The 16,499-nt window shown below is 38.9% G+C and carries 15 protein-coding genes; 11 read left to right on the top strand and 4 right to left on the bottom strand.

Features of this window, described 5'->3' with window-relative positions; genetic code table 11:
• The first annotated feature begins 18 nt into the window (after positions 1-18).
• On the top strand, positions 19-1,188 hold the full coding sequence (locus ACIQXI_RS17585; protein ID WP_402927379.1) for a M20 metallopeptidase family protein: 1,170 nt from the start codon (positions 19-21) through the stop codon (positions 1,186-1,188).
• Between the two features lie 495 nt (positions 1,189-1,683).
• Here ACIQXI_RS17585 and ACIQXI_RS17580 read toward each other — a convergent pair whose 3' ends face one another.
• Positions 1,684-2,874, bottom strand: coding sequence for a coenzyme F420-0:L-glutamate ligase (locus ACIQXI_RS17580; RefSeq protein WP_402927377.1), 1,191 nt, complete (start codon positions 2,872-2,874; stop codon positions 1,684-1,686).
• A 134-nt stretch (positions 2,875-3,008) separates the two neighbouring features.
• Between ACIQXI_RS17580 and ACIQXI_RS17575 the strand changes: the two genes are divergently transcribed.
• The gene (locus ACIQXI_RS17575; RefSeq protein WP_402927376.1) at positions 3,009-3,929 is read left to right on the top strand and encodes a LysR family transcriptional regulator; all 921 of its coding nucleotides are present in this window, start codon (positions 3,009-3,011) and stop codon (positions 3,927-3,929) included.
• 32 nt (positions 3,930-3,961) lie between these two features.
• On the opposite strand, the gene ACIQXI_RS17570 is transcribed toward ACIQXI_RS17575, so the two are convergent.
• Positions 3,962-4,849, bottom strand: a complete 888-nt coding sequence (locus ACIQXI_RS17570) for a LysR family transcriptional regulator (RefSeq protein WP_402927554.1) — start codon at positions 4,847-4,849, stop codon at positions 3,962-3,964.
• A gap of 113 nt (positions 4,850-4,962) precedes the next feature.
• Between ACIQXI_RS17570 and ACIQXI_RS17565 the strand changes: the two genes are divergently transcribed.
• A complete protein-coding gene (locus ACIQXI_RS17565) occupies positions 4,963-5,979 on the top strand; it encodes a YeiH family protein (protein ID WP_402927374.1) in 1,017 nt (338 codons plus the stop codon).
• A 262-nt stretch (positions 5,980-6,241) separates the two neighbouring features.
• Here ACIQXI_RS17565 and ACIQXI_RS17560 read toward each other — a convergent pair whose 3' ends face one another.
• Positions 6,242-6,577, bottom strand: coding sequence for a heme oxygenase (locus ACIQXI_RS17560; protein WP_402927373.1), 336 nt, complete (start codon positions 6,575-6,577; stop codon positions 6,242-6,244).
• A gap of 324 nt (positions 6,578-6,901) precedes the next feature.
• Here ACIQXI_RS17560 and ACIQXI_RS17555 point away from each other — a divergent pair, with 324 nt between their 5' ends.
• The 7 genes from ACIQXI_RS17555 to ACIQXI_RS17525 all read left to right on the top strand — a co-directional run bounded on the left by ACIQXI_RS17555 (position 6,902) and on the right by ACIQXI_RS17525 (position 14,218).
• On the top strand, positions 6,902-7,588 hold the full coding sequence (locus ACIQXI_RS17555) for a response regulator transcription factor (protein ID WP_402927371.1): 687 nt from the start codon (positions 6,902-6,904) through the stop codon (positions 7,586-7,588).
• Entirely contained in the window at positions 7,572-8,999 is a 1,428-nt protein-coding gene (locus tag ACIQXI_RS17550) for a sensor histidine kinase (RefSeq protein WP_402927370.1), read from the top strand. Before ACIQXI_RS17555 ends, ACIQXI_RS17550 begins: the two co-directional genes overlap by 17 nt.
• A 182-nt stretch (positions 9,000-9,181) precedes the next feature.
• Positions 9,182-10,045 (top strand): peptidyl-prolyl cis-trans isomerase, encoded by an 864-nt coding sequence (locus ACIQXI_RS17545; protein WP_402927368.1) that lies wholly within the window; start codon positions 9,182-9,184, stop codon positions 10,043-10,045.
• 18 nt (positions 10,046-10,063) lie between these two features.
• Complete coding sequence (locus ACIQXI_RS17540) at positions 10,064-10,765, top strand: polyphosphate polymerase domain-containing protein (RefSeq protein ID WP_402927366.1); 702 nt, start codon at positions 10,064-10,066, stop codon at positions 10,763-10,765.
• 16 nt (positions 10,766-10,781) lie between these two features.
• Positions 10,782-11,465 carry a DUF4956 domain-containing protein gene (locus ACIQXI_RS17535; RefSeq protein ID WP_402927364.1) on the top strand — a complete coding sequence of 228 codons (684 nt, stop codon included), beginning with the start codon at positions 10,782-10,784 and terminating at the stop codon, positions 11,463-11,465.
• A gap of 48 nt (positions 11,466-11,513) precedes the next feature.
• Entirely contained in the window at positions 11,514-13,481 is a 1,968-nt protein-coding gene (locus ACIQXI_RS17530) for a CotH kinase family protein (protein WP_402927363.1), read from the top strand.
• Positions 13,482-13,615: 134 nt separating this feature from the next.
• Positions 13,616-14,218 (top strand): class I SAM-dependent methyltransferase, encoded by a 603-nt coding sequence (locus tag ACIQXI_RS17525; RefSeq protein ID WP_402927553.1) that lies wholly within the window; start codon positions 13,616-13,618, stop codon positions 14,216-14,218.
• A gap of 232 nt (positions 14,219-14,450) precedes the next feature.
• Here the strand turns inward: ACIQXI_RS17525 and ACIQXI_RS17520 are convergent, their stop codons facing one another.
• Positions 14,451-15,878, bottom strand: coding sequence for a cryptochrome/photolyase family protein (locus ACIQXI_RS17520; RefSeq protein ID WP_402927361.1), 1,428 nt, complete (start codon positions 15,876-15,878; stop codon positions 14,451-14,453).
• Positions 15,879-15,948: 70 nt separating this feature from the next.
• Here ACIQXI_RS17520 and ACIQXI_RS17515 point away from each other — a divergent pair, with 70 nt between their 5' ends.
• A complete protein-coding gene (locus ACIQXI_RS17515) occupies positions 15,949-16,380 on the top strand; it encodes a hypothetical protein (protein ID WP_402927360.1) in 432 nt (143 codons plus the stop codon).
• The last annotated feature ends 119 nt before the right edge of the window (positions 16,381-16,499 follow it).

Genomic DNA, 16,499 nt, shown 5'->3' with positions numbered 1-16,499 from the left:
TGATAGGAGGATTTGCAAATGATAGAAACGAGCGAGTTAAAACAACAGGTTATTGCCTGGAGACAGCATTTACATATGCATCCAGAGTTATCACATCAAGAATATCAAACAGCGCAATATATTTATGATCAATTAATAACCTTCCCAAATTTAGAGGTGAAACGCTTAACTGAAACGAGTGTTTGTGCATTTTTGAAAGGGACAAAGATGGACGGTCAGGGTCATACGATTTTATTGCGGGCGGATATTGATGCGTTGCCAATTGAAGAAGAGACTGATTTGCCATTTAAATCAAAAAATCCAGGCGTCATGCATGCATGTGGGCATGATGCACACCCAGCTATGTTATTGGGGGCTGCAAAGGCATTAGCAGAGCGGGGAACAGACTTTAATGGTGAAATTCGCTTCGTGTTCCAACATGCAGAGGAAGTAACACCAGGGGGAGCTGCTCAACTTGTTTCTTTAGGTATAGCCGATAATGTAGATTATGCATTTGCCTTACATGTCAGCCCTGATTATCAAGTTGGTCAATTTGCCATGAAGGACGGAAAATTTACAGCTGCCGCAGATGATTTTGAAATTAAGCTTTATGGACGTGGTAGCCACGCATCTATGCCTGAAGTAGCCATTGATCCATTGTTAATTGGTTCTGAAATTGTTGTGGCATTACAAACGATTGTGTCGAGAAAAGTACCAAGCATCCATGCACCTGTCTTAACGGTAGCAAAATTCCATTGTGGTACAGCATTAAATATTATTGCCGATACAGCAGAGCTTGGTGGTACAATTCGTTCACTAGATGCGACAGTGCGTGTCGAGGTACGTCAGCATTTGGAGAAGATTGTAAATGGTATAGCGTCCATGCATGGAGCGACAGCGGAGATTAAGTGGGAGCTTGGCTGTCCTTCTGTAACAAATGATAAGGAGCTAACAGCTTTATCTCGCCGTATTGCCACTGATATTGTTGGAGTGGAGGGTGTGCAAGAATTGCCTGCACCAATGTTCGGCACAGAGGATTTTGCAGATTTTTCGGAGGCTGTCCCTTCTTCTATGCAGTTTATAGGGGTGCATAACGAAGATTTCGGGGAAGCTTATCCTTTACACCATCCTCGCTTTAAAATTGATGAGGATGCCCTTATTTACGGCGTACGCTATTTTGAAAATATCGCACGGACATTATGTCCATAAAAAGAACACCCGCCTTTGTTGGCGGGTGTTTTAGTTTTGTAGATGGTTCCTGCCGTCATTGATTTTCGCAACGTGTGGGCGCTTTCCACGGGCACATCGCTAGCCGCAACTCTCGCTAACGTGCGATCTGTTGCGTTCCGCCGAATTACAGTGGTGAGCTTCTAGCAGCGATAGATGTGGTATACCGGCGATTTTAGGTCCTCTATCGGCGATTGCCCTAGTTTCATTCGTAGGATGTAACCATGCATTTTGTGCTTTGCTTTATATAGAAGCGACTTTCAAAGTTCTTCACGTATATGGTTGATTGGAGCGAAGGGCTGGCGACTCCTGCGGGAACAGCACAGAACGTAAGTCGCAACAAGCGACGCGCCAGCGACGGTTGCGGCTTACGGTGTGCCCGCGGAAAGCGCCTCCCGCAGCGGAAATCAGTGGTAGTAGTCATCTGCAAAGAAAAACGCCCACCTAGTTAGGTGAGCGTTTTTCTCTTATTGCGTATTATTTTGTATAGTTATCGAAATAACCTTGAATGTAGATCATTGGTGTTCCTTTGTCGCCTGAGCCTGAAGTCAGGTCAGAAAGAGAACCGATTAAGTCTGTTAAGCGACGAGGTGTTGTACCTTGAGCGGCCATTTGACCAGTTAAGTCCTCATCTTTATTTTGAATATATTCAGAGATAGCGGCTTTTAATTCTTCTCCACGAAGATCAGCAAAGTCATTATCTGCTAAATATTTTAATTTTACTTCATTTGGTGTACCATCTAAGCCTGCTGTGAAGGCAGGAGATACAACTGGGTCAGCTAGCTCCCAAATTTTACCCACTGGATCTTTAAATGCGCCATCGCCATAAACCATTACTTCTACTGTTTTACCAGTCGCTTCTTTGATTTTTGCTTGGATGCCATCAACGATTGGTTGGCAAGTATGTGGGAATAGTTTTACACTTTCTTCAGTCGCTTTGTTTGAACCAAGTAGACCGTATTCAGCATTGAAGCCTGAACCATTTACAGATACAGCTAAAATGTTATCTAAAGAGAATACTTTTTCAGCACCGTTCGCTGTTAAGATACGTTTCGTACGGAAGCGAGTGTGAATATCACAAGTTAGAATGCTTTTTGTATAGTCTAAAATTGTTTTTGGGTTGTTTGAGAAGATAACTTCACAAGCAGCACCTTCAGCTTCGATTAACTCTTTGTAGTATTCGATATAATCCACACCTGTAAATGTGTGTTTTTTATAACCGAAATGTTCACGGAATTCAGCTTCCGTTAATGTATCAGTCCAAGGGTTGATGCCTTTAACATCTAGTTCATCGATATCAACTAAGTGGTTACCAACTTCATCAGATGGGTAGCTTAGCATTAAAACAACTTTCTTAACGCCTTTTGCAATACCACGTAAGCAGTTTGCGAAGCGATTACGGCTTAAAATTGGGAAAATAACACCAACTGTATCATCGCCAAATTTAGCAGCAACGTCCGCTGCAATATCATCGATTGAAGCATAGTTACCTTGCGCACGAGCAACAACAGATTCTGTTACTGTAACAATATCACGATCTTCAATTGAATAGCCTTCTACTTTAGCAGCGTTTAACACTGTATCGACAACGATTTGTTCGATGTTATCGCCTTCGTTAATGATTGGACCACGAAGACCTCTTACAACTGTACCAACTACACGTTCCAAAATAATCTCTCCTCATAAATAGCTATATGTTAATTTTTAATGATATGAATAAAATCAATATGATTTTACTATACGCTTAGTTAATGATATAAGTAAAATTAATAGTTCATATAATAGCTATAAGGAGTGCTTATATGATAGGGAAATTAGATTTATATCGTGTCTTTAGTGTTGTTGCTAAAAATAGTAGCTTCTCTAGGGCGGCTAAAGATTTATTTATGACTCAGCCAGCCGTTAGCCAAGCCATGATGCAATTGGAAAAAGAACTTGGTACACGACTTTTCAATCGTACACCTAAGGGCGTCACATTAACGACAGAGGGGAAGCTGCTGTATGAATATACAAACTCAGCATTAGGTCTTTTAGATGCTGGCGAGGAAAAGCTTCTGGAATTTAAAAACTTAACGACTGGTCAATTGAAAATAGGTGTAGGAGATACGATTTCGCGTTTCTTTTTAATGCCGTATCTCGAGGCTTTCCATACGATGTACCCAAATATTAAGCTACAGATGCTAAATGGTACGACTTCTGAAATTTGCAACTTCATTAAATCAGGTGAAGTGGATGTAGGGCTTTGTAATTTCCCGCTAGAAGATGTTAGCCTACAATTAACAGTGTGTACGCAAATACAGGATATTTTCGTATGCGGAGAGAAATATAAAACACTGCAATCAAAGAGCTTATGCTATGAAGATTTATTAAAGTTTCCACTTATTTTTCTAGAGAAAAAATCAAACTCACGAAACTATGTAGAAAATTATTTAATGACGCAAGGTATTCAAATTGCACCTGAGTTTGAACTGGGCTCACATGATCTCGTGCTTGAATTTGCCCGTAGTAATTTAGGGATAGCTTGTGTTACAAAAGAATTTTCAATGGACTATTTGCAGCGAGGACTTCTGTATGAGTTGCCCCTAACAGAGAGTATTCCTACACGAAGCATCGGTATGTGTTATTTAAAAAGCGTTCCATTGTCTCGGGCTGCTACGAAGTTTGTAGAAATTATTGAACGTAAACAGGCTAGGAAACCGATAAACCCTAGACCATTAAAATAAGCTTAGCGACTAAATAAAGTCTGCTAAGCTTTTTATGTTTCATTTTTCTTCGTAATAAATTCAATGAGCGCTTCTACATTGCGCTTATTTTTCATTGTAGGCGAGTGCAAATAAGAAAAAGTTCGCATAAAACGTTGCTCTACAAGCGGCAAAATGGCAATATCGCCATTCTTGATGTCCCTTTCAATAACACTGCCTGACAATAATGACAGACCAAGCCCTTCGATAACACTTTCTTTTACGCCCTGGTTGCTACTAATGGTTAGTAGGGAATGGACTTGAAGACCATTTGTTCGTAAAAGATGGTCTAAATAATTTCGTGTACCTGAGCCAACTTCGCGCGCCACCCATTTTTGTCGTTGTAGTTGTGAAATCGTAACAGATGAGCGCTTTGCAAGAGCGTGAGTGCATGCGCTAACAATAAATAATTCATCTTGCATAAATGGTGCAATAATGAGTTCGTTGTCATGTGCTTGCCCTTCAATAAGTCCAATATCTACTTGTAAGAGCTTCGTAATTTGAATAATTTCATCCGTATTGCCAATAATAACTTGAAGCTCTAATTGAGGAAATTGTTGTTGAAGTTTCGACAGAATGGATGGCAAAATATTTTCGCCAATCGTAAAGCTTGCACCAATAACGAGTGTCCCCTGTATGGAGTGATGATAAGCTAAAATATCTTCCTTTGCAGCATCCGCAATAGCCATTATTTGCTTCGCTCTCTTATATAAAATTTCACCCGTTGGTGTGATTTGCACAGCTTTTGGGGAGCGAATAAATAAAGTCGTATGAAACGCTTGTTCAAGGTTCTTTATATGCAGACTTACACTAGGTTGGGAAATATGTAAAATTTCTGAGGCTTTCGTAAAGTTTTTCACTTCAACTAATGTAACGAAAGTTTTTAATGCATCGTACTGCATCATACCACTCCTACTATTAGAAATATTAATGATAGTAATTATATATATGTATTTTACTAATGATTACCTTTTTTATAAAGTAATAATCATAAAGAATGAAAGAAGTGGACAGCATGGATCAACAACAAGGGATGAAAAAATTCCTGGCGCCCCCATTTATAAAGGGTATTATATTGACGTTGGGACTTGCCTTAGTGGCTAAGTATATTTCAACATTTCCTTTCTTCTCAATATTAGGGCAGCTAGTGATAGCCATTATTTTAGGTATGATTTGGAGAGCAACGTTTAGTGTACCAAGTGCATGGCAAACGGGTATATCCTTTTCCAGCAAAAAATTATTGCGATTAGGTATTATTTTTCTTGGGATGCGCTTGAATTTAGCGGATATTTATCACGCAGGGGCTAGTGTATTTCTTATTGCATTTATCAATTTAGTGTTTGCACTATTTGTCGTGTACGGCTTAACAAAAATGTTTCATGTCGATAAAAAGCTTGGCATTTTAACTGCGTGCGGCACAGCAATATGTGGAGCTGCGGCTGTCGTTGCAATTGCTCCTCAAATTAAAGCCAATGAAAAAGAAACAGCAGTAGGTGCTGCGATTGTCGCATTGCTTGGAACGGTATTTACACTTGTTTATACAGTGTTGTACTCCGTATTTGGCTTGGCACCAACGCAATATGGAATTTTTGCTGGAGGAACTTTGCATGAAATAGCGCACGTTATTGCGGCAGCATCAGCTGGTGGGGATGAAGCGGTAGATATGGCGGTCATCGTAAAATTAACGCGTGTAGCATTGCTAGTACCAGTAGCAATTATAATCGGTATTATGTATCAAAGAAGAGATAAAGAACAAGGAAATAAAGCATTTTCACTATCTATTATTCCTTGGTTTATTCTTGGGTTTTTAGTCATGAGCGGTATTAATTCCTTAGGTATTGTGCCACCAGCAGTTGCGCAAGCATTCGTGAACTGTGCATATATTCTCATTGCTATGGCAATGGCTGGCTTAGGATTAAACGTAGAAATTAAAACGTTTAAGCAATTGGGCATTAAAGCATTTGTCGCTGGACTGATCGGTTCGGTATGTTTATCAGTAGTGGGCTATATTTTAGTAGTCGTGTTCCAATAAATTGTGTGAGTGCCTGGCACTCGTTCTTCTTAAGCGTAGCAATCCACTGCGCATTTTTGCGGGTATAACGCACGATGATGCGCAGATTGTGGCGTCTTACATTACGACCGAGTCGCGATGAATTGTTACTTAGATAATTGTTTTGAGTATTCAGAATTGTTTGGGTGCCTGGCACTTTATATTGAAAAAACCATGCATATTTGTAGAAATATGCATGGTTTTTTAGATAGAATCAGAAGATAAATAGGTTTACAATTTGTTATTAATGTTGTGCTTCAATAGAAGAAGCTAACTCAGCAATAACAATTTTACTGCCGATAATTGGGCTATTCTCAGGTTTCGCGCCTTCAGAGCCAGGCTCAGGACGCTGATGAGCTGCCGCAAAAGCATCGCTATTACGCCAAGCTTGGAAATGTTCCTTCGATTCCCAGTACATATTGACGCTCATTTCGTCATATGTAGGATCATCAGTGGAGATGAGTACCTCTACTTTATGAAAGCCCTCGAATTGTTGTAGAGGACCTGGTTTCGTAAAGTTTGGTGCCATTTTCGCTGCGAAACCCGGCTTTACTTGAATACGATTTGTAACAATAATCATACTATTACCCCCTAATCATTTTAATTGATAATAAAAACTACAATCGAATGAATTATCAATGATTATCATTCGCAATCAATGATAAGTGTCACAGGAAGTCATTGTCAACAAAATTGCAAAGGAAAACGATAATTCACTAGAATCTATACTATTTTTATACCTATAAAATATAGCCAAAAGGTAGCTAGCGATTTTGTGTGACTTAATGTTACTCATATGTTGGCAATTATACATATGAGAGTTATAAAGAACTTGCTGACATGTTGTTGACATAAATAGAGACTATAATGAAAACCAAAAAAGCCGGGTCGGGGTGGGAAAGTCATGACAAAAATTTTAGTAGTGGAAGATGAGTTCGCAATTAGCCAAGTATTAAAAGTTTATTTGCAAAAAGTTGGCTATGAAGTTGTCCAGTGCTTTACTGGTGGTCGGGCGCTCGAGCTGTTTATGGAGCATCGACCCGATTTAGTGTTATTGGATATTATGTTACCTGAAAAAAATGGCTGGACGATTTTACGCGAAATTCGCAATGAAAGTACGTGTCCAGTTATTATGCTAACGGCTTTAGGGGATGTAAATTATCGCCTAGATGGTTTCGATCAAGGTGCAGATGATTATATCCCCAAACCATTTATAGCGGATGAAGTTGTGGCGCGTGTAAAAGCAGTTTTAAGACGGGCTGAAGGCAATCAGGATTCTCCATTAAAGAAGCGATTTGGTCAGCTAGAAATTGATACACAGGCGCATCAAGTTTTCCTTAATGGTCAAGAAATTGTGTTAACACCGCGAGATTTATCGGTGCTCTTATTTTTAGCAGAACATCCAAATCAAACATTTACGCGTGATCAACTGATTGAACATGTATGGGGATGGGAATATGACGGGAGCGATCGCGCTGTTGATTTAGCGGTTAAGCGATTGCGTAAAGCACTTATAGACTGGGATGAAGCAGAAGGAGAGATTAAAACTTTACGTGGATTGGGGTATCAATTAAGTGTTCAAAAAAAATAAGCGCATCTCCTTAGTCAATTATTGGACAAGCCGATATTTACTTACACTTTTTATAGGTCTAGCCATTATATCGTTTATTTCCGCTAGTTGGATTCGGCACACTGCGTTAGAGAATCGACTTGATTTAATGAATTTTATAGCGGAGGAGACCGTATACCGTTTGACAGATACAACGGGGACAAATAATGTCCCTACAGACGGATTACCAGGTTTTATTGGGAACCGTGAACGATTTAGTATGAGAGAAATAGATCCAATTTTATACCTAGTCGATGCAAAGGGGAATGTTTTAACAAGCAATCGGCCAATGCCACCGGGCAGTACTGAAAATGTTGCCGACCTATTAAATGATGAAGAAGGCACAAAAAAAATAGTGCTTATATCTGATGGTAAAAAGACGGTTAACTACGTGGTCAAAAAGAAAATTGAAAAAGATAATACGGTAGTCGGATGGTTACTTGTGTTGGAGAAAAAGGAAAATTTGACGAAAGTTCGACAAGAATATGGTCAACTCGCCTTACTTATTGGAGCGCTTGCTGTCCTTGGCTGGGGAGCTATATATTTTTTATCGAAACGCTTAGTGCGTCCTATTAAGCAGGTAGCTGAAGCTGCTAAGCAAGTACAAGAAGGCAACTACGCATTTGATATACCCCAAAATAATAAAGAACAAGAAGTATTTGAGTTGGTTACGTCTTTTAAAGAAATGGCTAACAAACTTGAACAACTAGAGAGAACCCGTACCGAGCTACTTGCAGGTGTGACGCACGAGCTAAAAACCCCCGTTACATCCATTAGTGGGCTATTACAGGCAGTAAGAGATGGGGTTGTAACAGGAAAAGATGCTGAGGAATTTATTCAAATGGCATTGCTGGAAACGACGAAAATGAAAACAATGGTTGGCGATTTATTAGCTTTTAATAGTTTCGCAGTGGACGCTATTCCTGTAAAGCTGGTAGCAGTAAATGTGAATCAACTAGTGCGCGATGCGGTAGCGCAATGGGAAGTATTAGATGATGAACAAAACGTCCGTTTGGAAGTACATTATCTTCCGGAGCCAGTCAGTGTGCAGGCTGATATTGTTCGCATACAGCAAGTTTTCACAAACCTTCTAACAAATGCAAAGCAAGCGATGCAGGAAGGGTGCGTGACCATTACATTAAAGCACAAGCAAGATCGAGTTATCATTGCAGTACAGGATACGGGCAACGGCATATCACAGGAAGATCAGGCATTTATTTTCGAACGATTTTATAGAGGTGAAAATAAAAAATACGCAGTACGAGGGTTGGGCTTAGGATTACCATTAAGCAAAATGATGGCTCAATCAATTGGTGGTGATTTACGTTTAGTTGAAAGCAATGCATCAGGAACATGCTTTGAAATAACATTATTAAAGGCTACTACGTTGTAACGGCGTGGTAGCTTTTTTGTTGTGTTTGCTAAGAGAGAGCGGTTTGTAAAGGCATTATGAAGTTTACTAGAGGTATTTGTAAAAATTTTTGAATGAATTGTAATGCTGACATCTGACTGACACATAAGGTCTATATAGTAAGGATTGTAAACGAGGAAATAAACGAAAGGATGTTATAGAAAATGACTATATATTCAAGGTTTATCAAGATAATTGCTGTTCCTGCTGCATTAGCGATGCTGTTAACGGGCTGTGGTGACAGTAATGATTATGTAGCAACAGTGGACGGCGAAAAGATTCTTCAGACAGAGCTAGATGAGGCATTACGCAGTCAATATGGTGCAGAGATGTTAAATACGCTGATCGACAATAAAATTATCGAGCTTGAGGCCAAGAAAGAAGATATTACGGTATCAGATGATGCGATTAAAGCGGAATATGCTGAACTCGTAGAATCATATGGCGGTGAAGATGCTTTACAAGAAACACTCGATGCAAATGGGCTAACTGAGGATAGTGTCAAAGATAATATTCGCATGTATTTACTGACGAAAAATGTTATAGCAAAAAGCATTGATATTTCTGATGAAGAATTAAAGCAATATTTCGAAGAAAATAAAGATGACTACGGTCAACAGGAACAAGTAGCCGCTAGCCATATTTTCCTTGAAGATGAAGCAACTGCAAAAGAAGTTGCAGCCAAGTTAAAAGCTGGTGAGGATTTTGCAGAGCTAGCAAAGACTTATTCCATTGATACTGACACAAGTGAAGACGGTGGTGATTTAGGTTATATTAGCCGAGGTCAGATGGATGAGCAGTTTGAAGAAGCCGCATTCGCTCTTGAAAAAGGGGAAGTAAGCGACATAGTACAGTCAGCAGAAGGCTATCACATTATTAAAGTAACAGGTAAAGTGCCTGCTGAAGAGGCTGTGTTTGAGGATGTCAAAGATGAAGTTTATGAAACAGTCTTAGAATCACGCATCAATGAAGAATATTCGACTTGGCTAACTGAGAAACAAGAGCAATATAAAATTACAAAGAAATAGTAGGAAGGAGAGTACAGCATGCCTAAACTAACATCTTTTAACCCAAATGGTCGCAAGGAAATTAAACAGGCAATCTCCTATCCAGACTATGCACTCTTAAAAAGTAAAGTTCAGCATTTGATGAAGCTAGATCACAACGCAGGTCCGGATGGGAAATATTTAATTCGCAGCACATATTTCGATAATTTTGCAAACAAAGTTTTAAATGAAAAAAAAGAAGGCTTTATTAATCGAGATAAATACCGGGTTCGGATTTATGGGAAATCGGCCGCTTTGGTGAATTTAGAGCGTAAAAGTAAGCGCAATAATTTAACGTTTAAAACAAAGTGTGTGATTTCACAAGCGGAGTACGAAAAAATGCGCATCGGGGATATTGATTGGATGGAAACTGATGACCGCTTGTTAATCCGGGAATTATTCCATGAGATGAAATATCACCAAATTAAGCCGACGACAGTAGTCGATTATGAGCGTGAGGCGTACATTTACCCTTACGGCAATGTACGTGTAACGTTCGATAGTAAAGTCCAGTCCAGTCTGCGCAATACAGATATGTTCAGTAAAAATCTGCCGATGGTGGATGTACTTGAACCGAACCTCGTAATTTTAGAAGTTAAATACGATGAATATTTGCCGGATATTATTAAATATTTACTACAATCAGTGGATACACGTGCTGAAGCCTATTCAAAATACCAGCTTAGTCGTATGCATGTATAAGAAGGAGAAATAAAAAATGGATAATATGAATTTTAGTGATATTTTTAAATCGAATTTTCTAGAGAAAACAACATCGTTTTCATTAACAGATTCTATCATTGGGCTAGTTGTTGCTTTCTTTGTTGGCTTATTTATTTATGCAGTATATAAGAAAACCTTTAATGGTGTGATTTATTCGCATTCGTTTAATATTTCGTTACTCATTATGACAATGGCTACATCGCTCGTTATTATGGGGATTAGTTCCAACGTCTTGTTGTCACTTGGTATGGTAGGTGCGTTATCAATCGTTCGTTTCCGTACACCTATTAAAGACCCTATGGATTTAGTGTATATTTTCTGGGCAATCGTGTCAGGTATTCTGTGTGGAGCAGGGTTCATCCCACTTGTCATTATTGGCGCAATTTTAATTGGTTTAGTGCTACTAGTATTAGTAAATAAAATTACAATTGAAAATCCTTACTTACTAATTGTCAAATTTGAAGAAGATATAGCTTGTGAAGAAGTGGAGCGTATCATTGCAGCACAGTCTAAAAAGTACGCTTTGAAATCTAAATCAATTATTCACAATGATGAAATCGAAACAACGTATGAAATTCGTGTGAAGCAAAATGATACAAAGTTTATGGACAATTTAACAAACGTACCTGGTGTAAAATCAGCAATTATGCTTAGCTACGATGGTAACTTCACAGCATAATGAAAGTAAACAATAGTTTTCTAACTACGAGCAAGAGAGGTGCAGTCAATGATTAAAAATCGAATTGTCTATACTAGTATGGCGATTCTCCTCCTACTCTTTGGCGTGATGGTTGCTGTGCTTCCAAGCTTAGGCATTGAAACGAAAAATACGGAATTTTCCTATGAGACGCTTGTGTTCAATCACAATAAAGTAACAACAGTTGATATTGAAATACCGCAAGAAGACTGGGAGGACATGCTAGAAAACGCTGCTGATGAGGAGCTAAAGCAAGCCGATGTTACGATTAACGGCAAAAAAATAGAAAATGTAGCGATTCGCACAAAAGGAAATTTATCGTTACGTTCTGTTGTAAATAGTGACTCTGATCGTTATAGCTTAAAAATTGATTTTGACTACTATGATGACAATCAAAGCTTATACGGCTTGAAGAAATTAAATTTAAACAATAATTACAGTGATTCAACGCTAATGCGCGAATATATTTCGTATGAGTTAATGGAAAAAATGGGCTTGCCGACACCTGCACATTCTTATATGTATGTAACAGTAAATGGAGAAGAACGTGGCTTATATTTAGGGGTAGAAGCGGTCGATGAAACATTTTTAGCCAATAATTACGGCTCCAATGATGGATTTTTATTTAAACCAGATGGTACAGGCAGTGATTTAAAATATATTAGTGATAATATTGCTGACTACACGGGCATTGGATTAAAAACGAATGAAGACAATATTGAGGACTCCAAGTTAATTGAAATGCTTGATGCTATTAATAACGGTGGAGATATCGAAAAATATATTGATGTCGATGAAATGCTGCGTTACTTTGCTGTCAATACAGCGCTAGTCAATCTAGATAGCTATCAGGGAAATATGAAGCACAACTACTATTTATATGAGAATAAAGGTGTGTTTTCTATTATACCGTGGGATTATAATATGTCATTCGGTGGCTTTGGTGCTGGCGGTGGAGGAATGGCTGGCGGTAATCCAAATCAAATGCGTGGCAATAGTGATAAGGATTTATCAGCAGGTGAGACAGAAGAGAATGCAAATACAGCAGCTACAAAGCAACCACAAGGTGGCAATGGTGTAGTTCCTCAAAATGGACAACTAAACAGTGAACAGCCACAAGGAGGCCCGTCGAACGAGGAACAAGCTCAAGAAGGGCGAACAAATGATGAGCAAGCTCCAGAGCGACAGTCAAATGATGAGCAGTCACAAGATGGAAAAATAAACGCCAATCGCAATAAAGGTGGCTTTAATATGGGGGGCGGAATGTCTGGAGATTTAATGGCAGATAGTGCAATTAACTTTAGCATCACGACACCTGTATCAGGGACAACTTTAGAAGAGCGCCCACTGTTAAATGCGTTACTGTCTAATGAAACGTATCGTGCAAAATATGAAAGTTATTTGGAAGAACTCGCAACGACTTATTTAACGGAAGATTATATCCAGTCGATTACGAACAATTTGGCAACGCTACTAACAAGCTATGAAGAAGCAGATCCAACAAAATTTTATACGACAGAGCAGTTTTTAGAAGGTGTGTCTGGAGACAATAGTCTGCCTGAATTTGCCAAAAAACGTTCTGAGTCAATTTTAAAGCAACTGTCAGGAGAACTTGTTGTAGAAACAAGTGCAACTACACAAGGTAATGCAGGAATGCCAAATGGCGATACAAATGGTGAAGCCAATGGAAACCCGATGCAAATGCCTGACAATTTTGATCCAAGTCAAATGCCAGAAGACTTTGATCCGAGTCAATTACCAGAAGACTTTGACCCATCGCAAATGCCTGAAGGTGGAATGGGCAATGGACAGGGCGAGGGAGCGAATGGTGGTCGGATGCAACGTCCAGATGGCATGGGTGGTCCTAACCAGGGCAATGGACAGACTGTACAACAAGCAGGAATCGATAAAAGTACAGTGCTAACGGCAACAGCTTCATTTTCATTTTTAGTAGCTGCACTGCTCTTCGTCTTTAGATTTAACCGTAGAGGACGTTAAAAAAAGTGCCAGGCACCGAAACAATTCTGAATGTTCGGATTTATGAAAAACACCCAATCCAAATCTTTTGGATTGGGTGTTTGCTTTTATCCATGCTAAAATAAAGCATTCTTTTTCCGAGGAGTACTTATATGATGAATGAACAACAATTTGATAAATTTTTGCACATTAATACGGTCGGAGAACAATATGGTTTTCCTAAACTGGCTCATTACCACCGCTATGAGCCAACCCCCTACGCTGGCTTAGAACAGTTATTTTCCCAATACGAAATGCCTGATAATCCAGTATTCATTGATATGGGTTGTGGAAAAGGGAGAGTCCCTATTTATATTCATCATAAATTTCATATACCGGCAATTGGCATAGAAATGGACGCAGGTTTTTATGCAGAGGCCGAGCATAATAAGGCGTGCTATTGTCGAAAAAATGGCTCCCAAGATGCCGTTTCATTTGTTCATACTATAGCAGAAAACTACAAAATAATGCCGTGTGATAATGTCTTTTTCTTTTTTAATCCGTTTTCCATTAATATATTTCGTACAGTCATTCATAATATATGGGAGTCCTTTGAGCAAAATATGCGTGATATTCACATTATTTTATATTATCCCCCATATGATTATTTGCAGTTTTTACATCATGGTACACCATTTGAGTTGATACATGAGGTCCATTTAGAAAATGAAACAAACATTAATGAACGTCTTTGTGTATTTGCTTTAAAAAAGGCTTAACTTTTATAGTGGGGTTGATTTTCGTTCAAGAAGCTCCCTTTCCGCAGGCACGGATTTAACTAATTTTTTCAGCACACGCTACAAAAATGGGTTTTCGGTTCGGGCTGCTGTGAGTTGGAGTGTCGCGTATTTCCCTCATCAATTCGAAAAGCAGACTGGCTGCAAAGTATGGTGAATCAAGGTTGATTGGTTAGTTATTCACTATAGTGCAATGCATAGAGCGTAAGTAGCTCTATGCTTTTTTTATGGCGTCATATCGCGCCAATGCCCGCGCTCTTGCCGTTTTATGATCAACAATTGGTAACGGATAGGTGTCACCTAATGTAATACCAGCCTGCTCTAATATAGCGGCAGGTGCTGTATGTGGGGCATGAATATATTTGGAAGGCAGGTGCGCTAATTCTGGTACCCATTTTTTTATATATGTACCATCGGAATCGAACTTCTCTCCTTGTAAGGAAGGATTGAAGATACGGAAATAAGGAGCGGAGTCGATACCAGTGCCGCTTACCCATTGCCAGCCCATGGCATTATTTGCGGCAGTAAAATCGAGCAATGTATACTCAAACCATGCATAACCCTCCTGCCATGGCTGTAGTAAATGTTTTACTAGAAATGATGCTGCTACCATTCTTACGCGATTATGCATATAGCCTGTTTCCCAAAGCTCGCGCATACCTGCATCAACAAGTGGATACCCTGTTTGGCCTTTTTTCCAGGCTTCAAGACGGTGTGCATTAGGCTCCCAATCAAAGTGCTGAAAATTACTGCGTAATGAGACAGTAGGGAATGTTGGATAATGCAACAGTTGATAGATTGAAAACTCTCGCCATATAAGTTGTCTTAAAAAGCTTTCAATTTGTTGACCGAATATAGCGTTGTCTTCCTCTTCCATTAACTCCTGACAAGTAGTCCATAAAGAACGAATGCTTATGTTACCTGCTGCAATAAAAGGAGACATTTTAGAGATTTTTTCTTTGGCAAGATCATCTCGCTTATCTTTGTAATCAAATACGTTGCTTTCGATGAAGAGCGTCCATTGCTCGATAGCTCCATCTTCTCCAGGCTGCCAATAGTTATTGAATTTATCATGCCAATTTCCATGTAATAGCTGTATTTGTGGCAATGCAAGTGAAGATACAGTCATAGGAAAGGCGGTTAACGTAGCAGGACATCCTAATGGTTTTCTAGCGAGTTCTTGTAAACAGCGTTTATAAAATGATGTGAAGATAGCATACGGTTTATTTTGCTGATTGAGAATAGCAGTCAGGTCAAATAATGTATCACCGTAAAACGTTTTGACTTCAATATCATGCGCTTGTAATAGCGTAGTTAGTCGTTCATCTTCAGCACGCTCACTTTGACTAAAACGCTCGTTAAAATAAACAGCATCAGCTTGTGTCTCTAATGCTAACCGAAGTACTTCGGCTATGACTTCGCCCTGTCGTAAAATAAGTGACATGTTATAGTTGTGCAGTGTAGTTTGTAAATTTTGTAGTGAATAGTACGTCCAATAATTTTGAGCCTTGTCATGTGCTTGTAATTGATGGTTATGAATATAGACAGGTAAAACGGCTCCCATATTAGCTGCATGCCATAGAGCAGGGTGATCTTCTAGACGTAAATCGTTGCGAAATAGCACAATTATTTTTTTAGACATATAGCATCATCCTTTTATAATTTAAAAATAAAATAGGTTAGATAAATAATATTTACTTTGGGAGGAACATATGAAAACACTCTTCAATCGCCAAGTAATCATAACGTCTTTCGTTGCAGGTTGTTTATTTGGAGTTCTTTTGAAAGCCGTTGAAAAGCTAACAGACAACCGAGTCTATACATTACTATTAAATGTCGATTATATACCGATTCTAAAAAATTTTCGCTTCCCGGAAATAATAGAATTCGCATTCCATCTCATCATCTCATGGTTTATAACAGCCATAGTATATGCTATTTGCAATAAGTATAAATGGAATCATGCAAAGTTAATGAGAAATAGTGTTTTACTCCAAATTTTTATAGCGTGTATGTTGTTTCCTACAACAATGTTCTCAAAACGGACGCCGATGATAAAGGATTTTTCAGCATTTGGTTGGTGGCTTGCGGGTCATATTGTCTATGGTGTGATGTTAGGTTTTCTGTTGAAAAAAAGAAAATAATGAGAAAGCAATTTTTGCACAATGGACATCGTTAGTTGAAGGTCGTGGAAATTGCCGTAGTAGCTTTCTATTCAATTTGTGTCAAATTAATAGATAATTCACAAATAACTAATTATACT

The organism is Lysinibacillus sp. NPDC097195, from assembly GCF_044762075.1.
In the GTDB taxonomy this organism is placed as follows: Bacteria; Bacillota; Bacilli; order Bacillales_A; family Planococcaceae; genus Lysinibacillus.
This window is presented reverse-complemented; position numbering and strand designations above follow the sequence as displayed.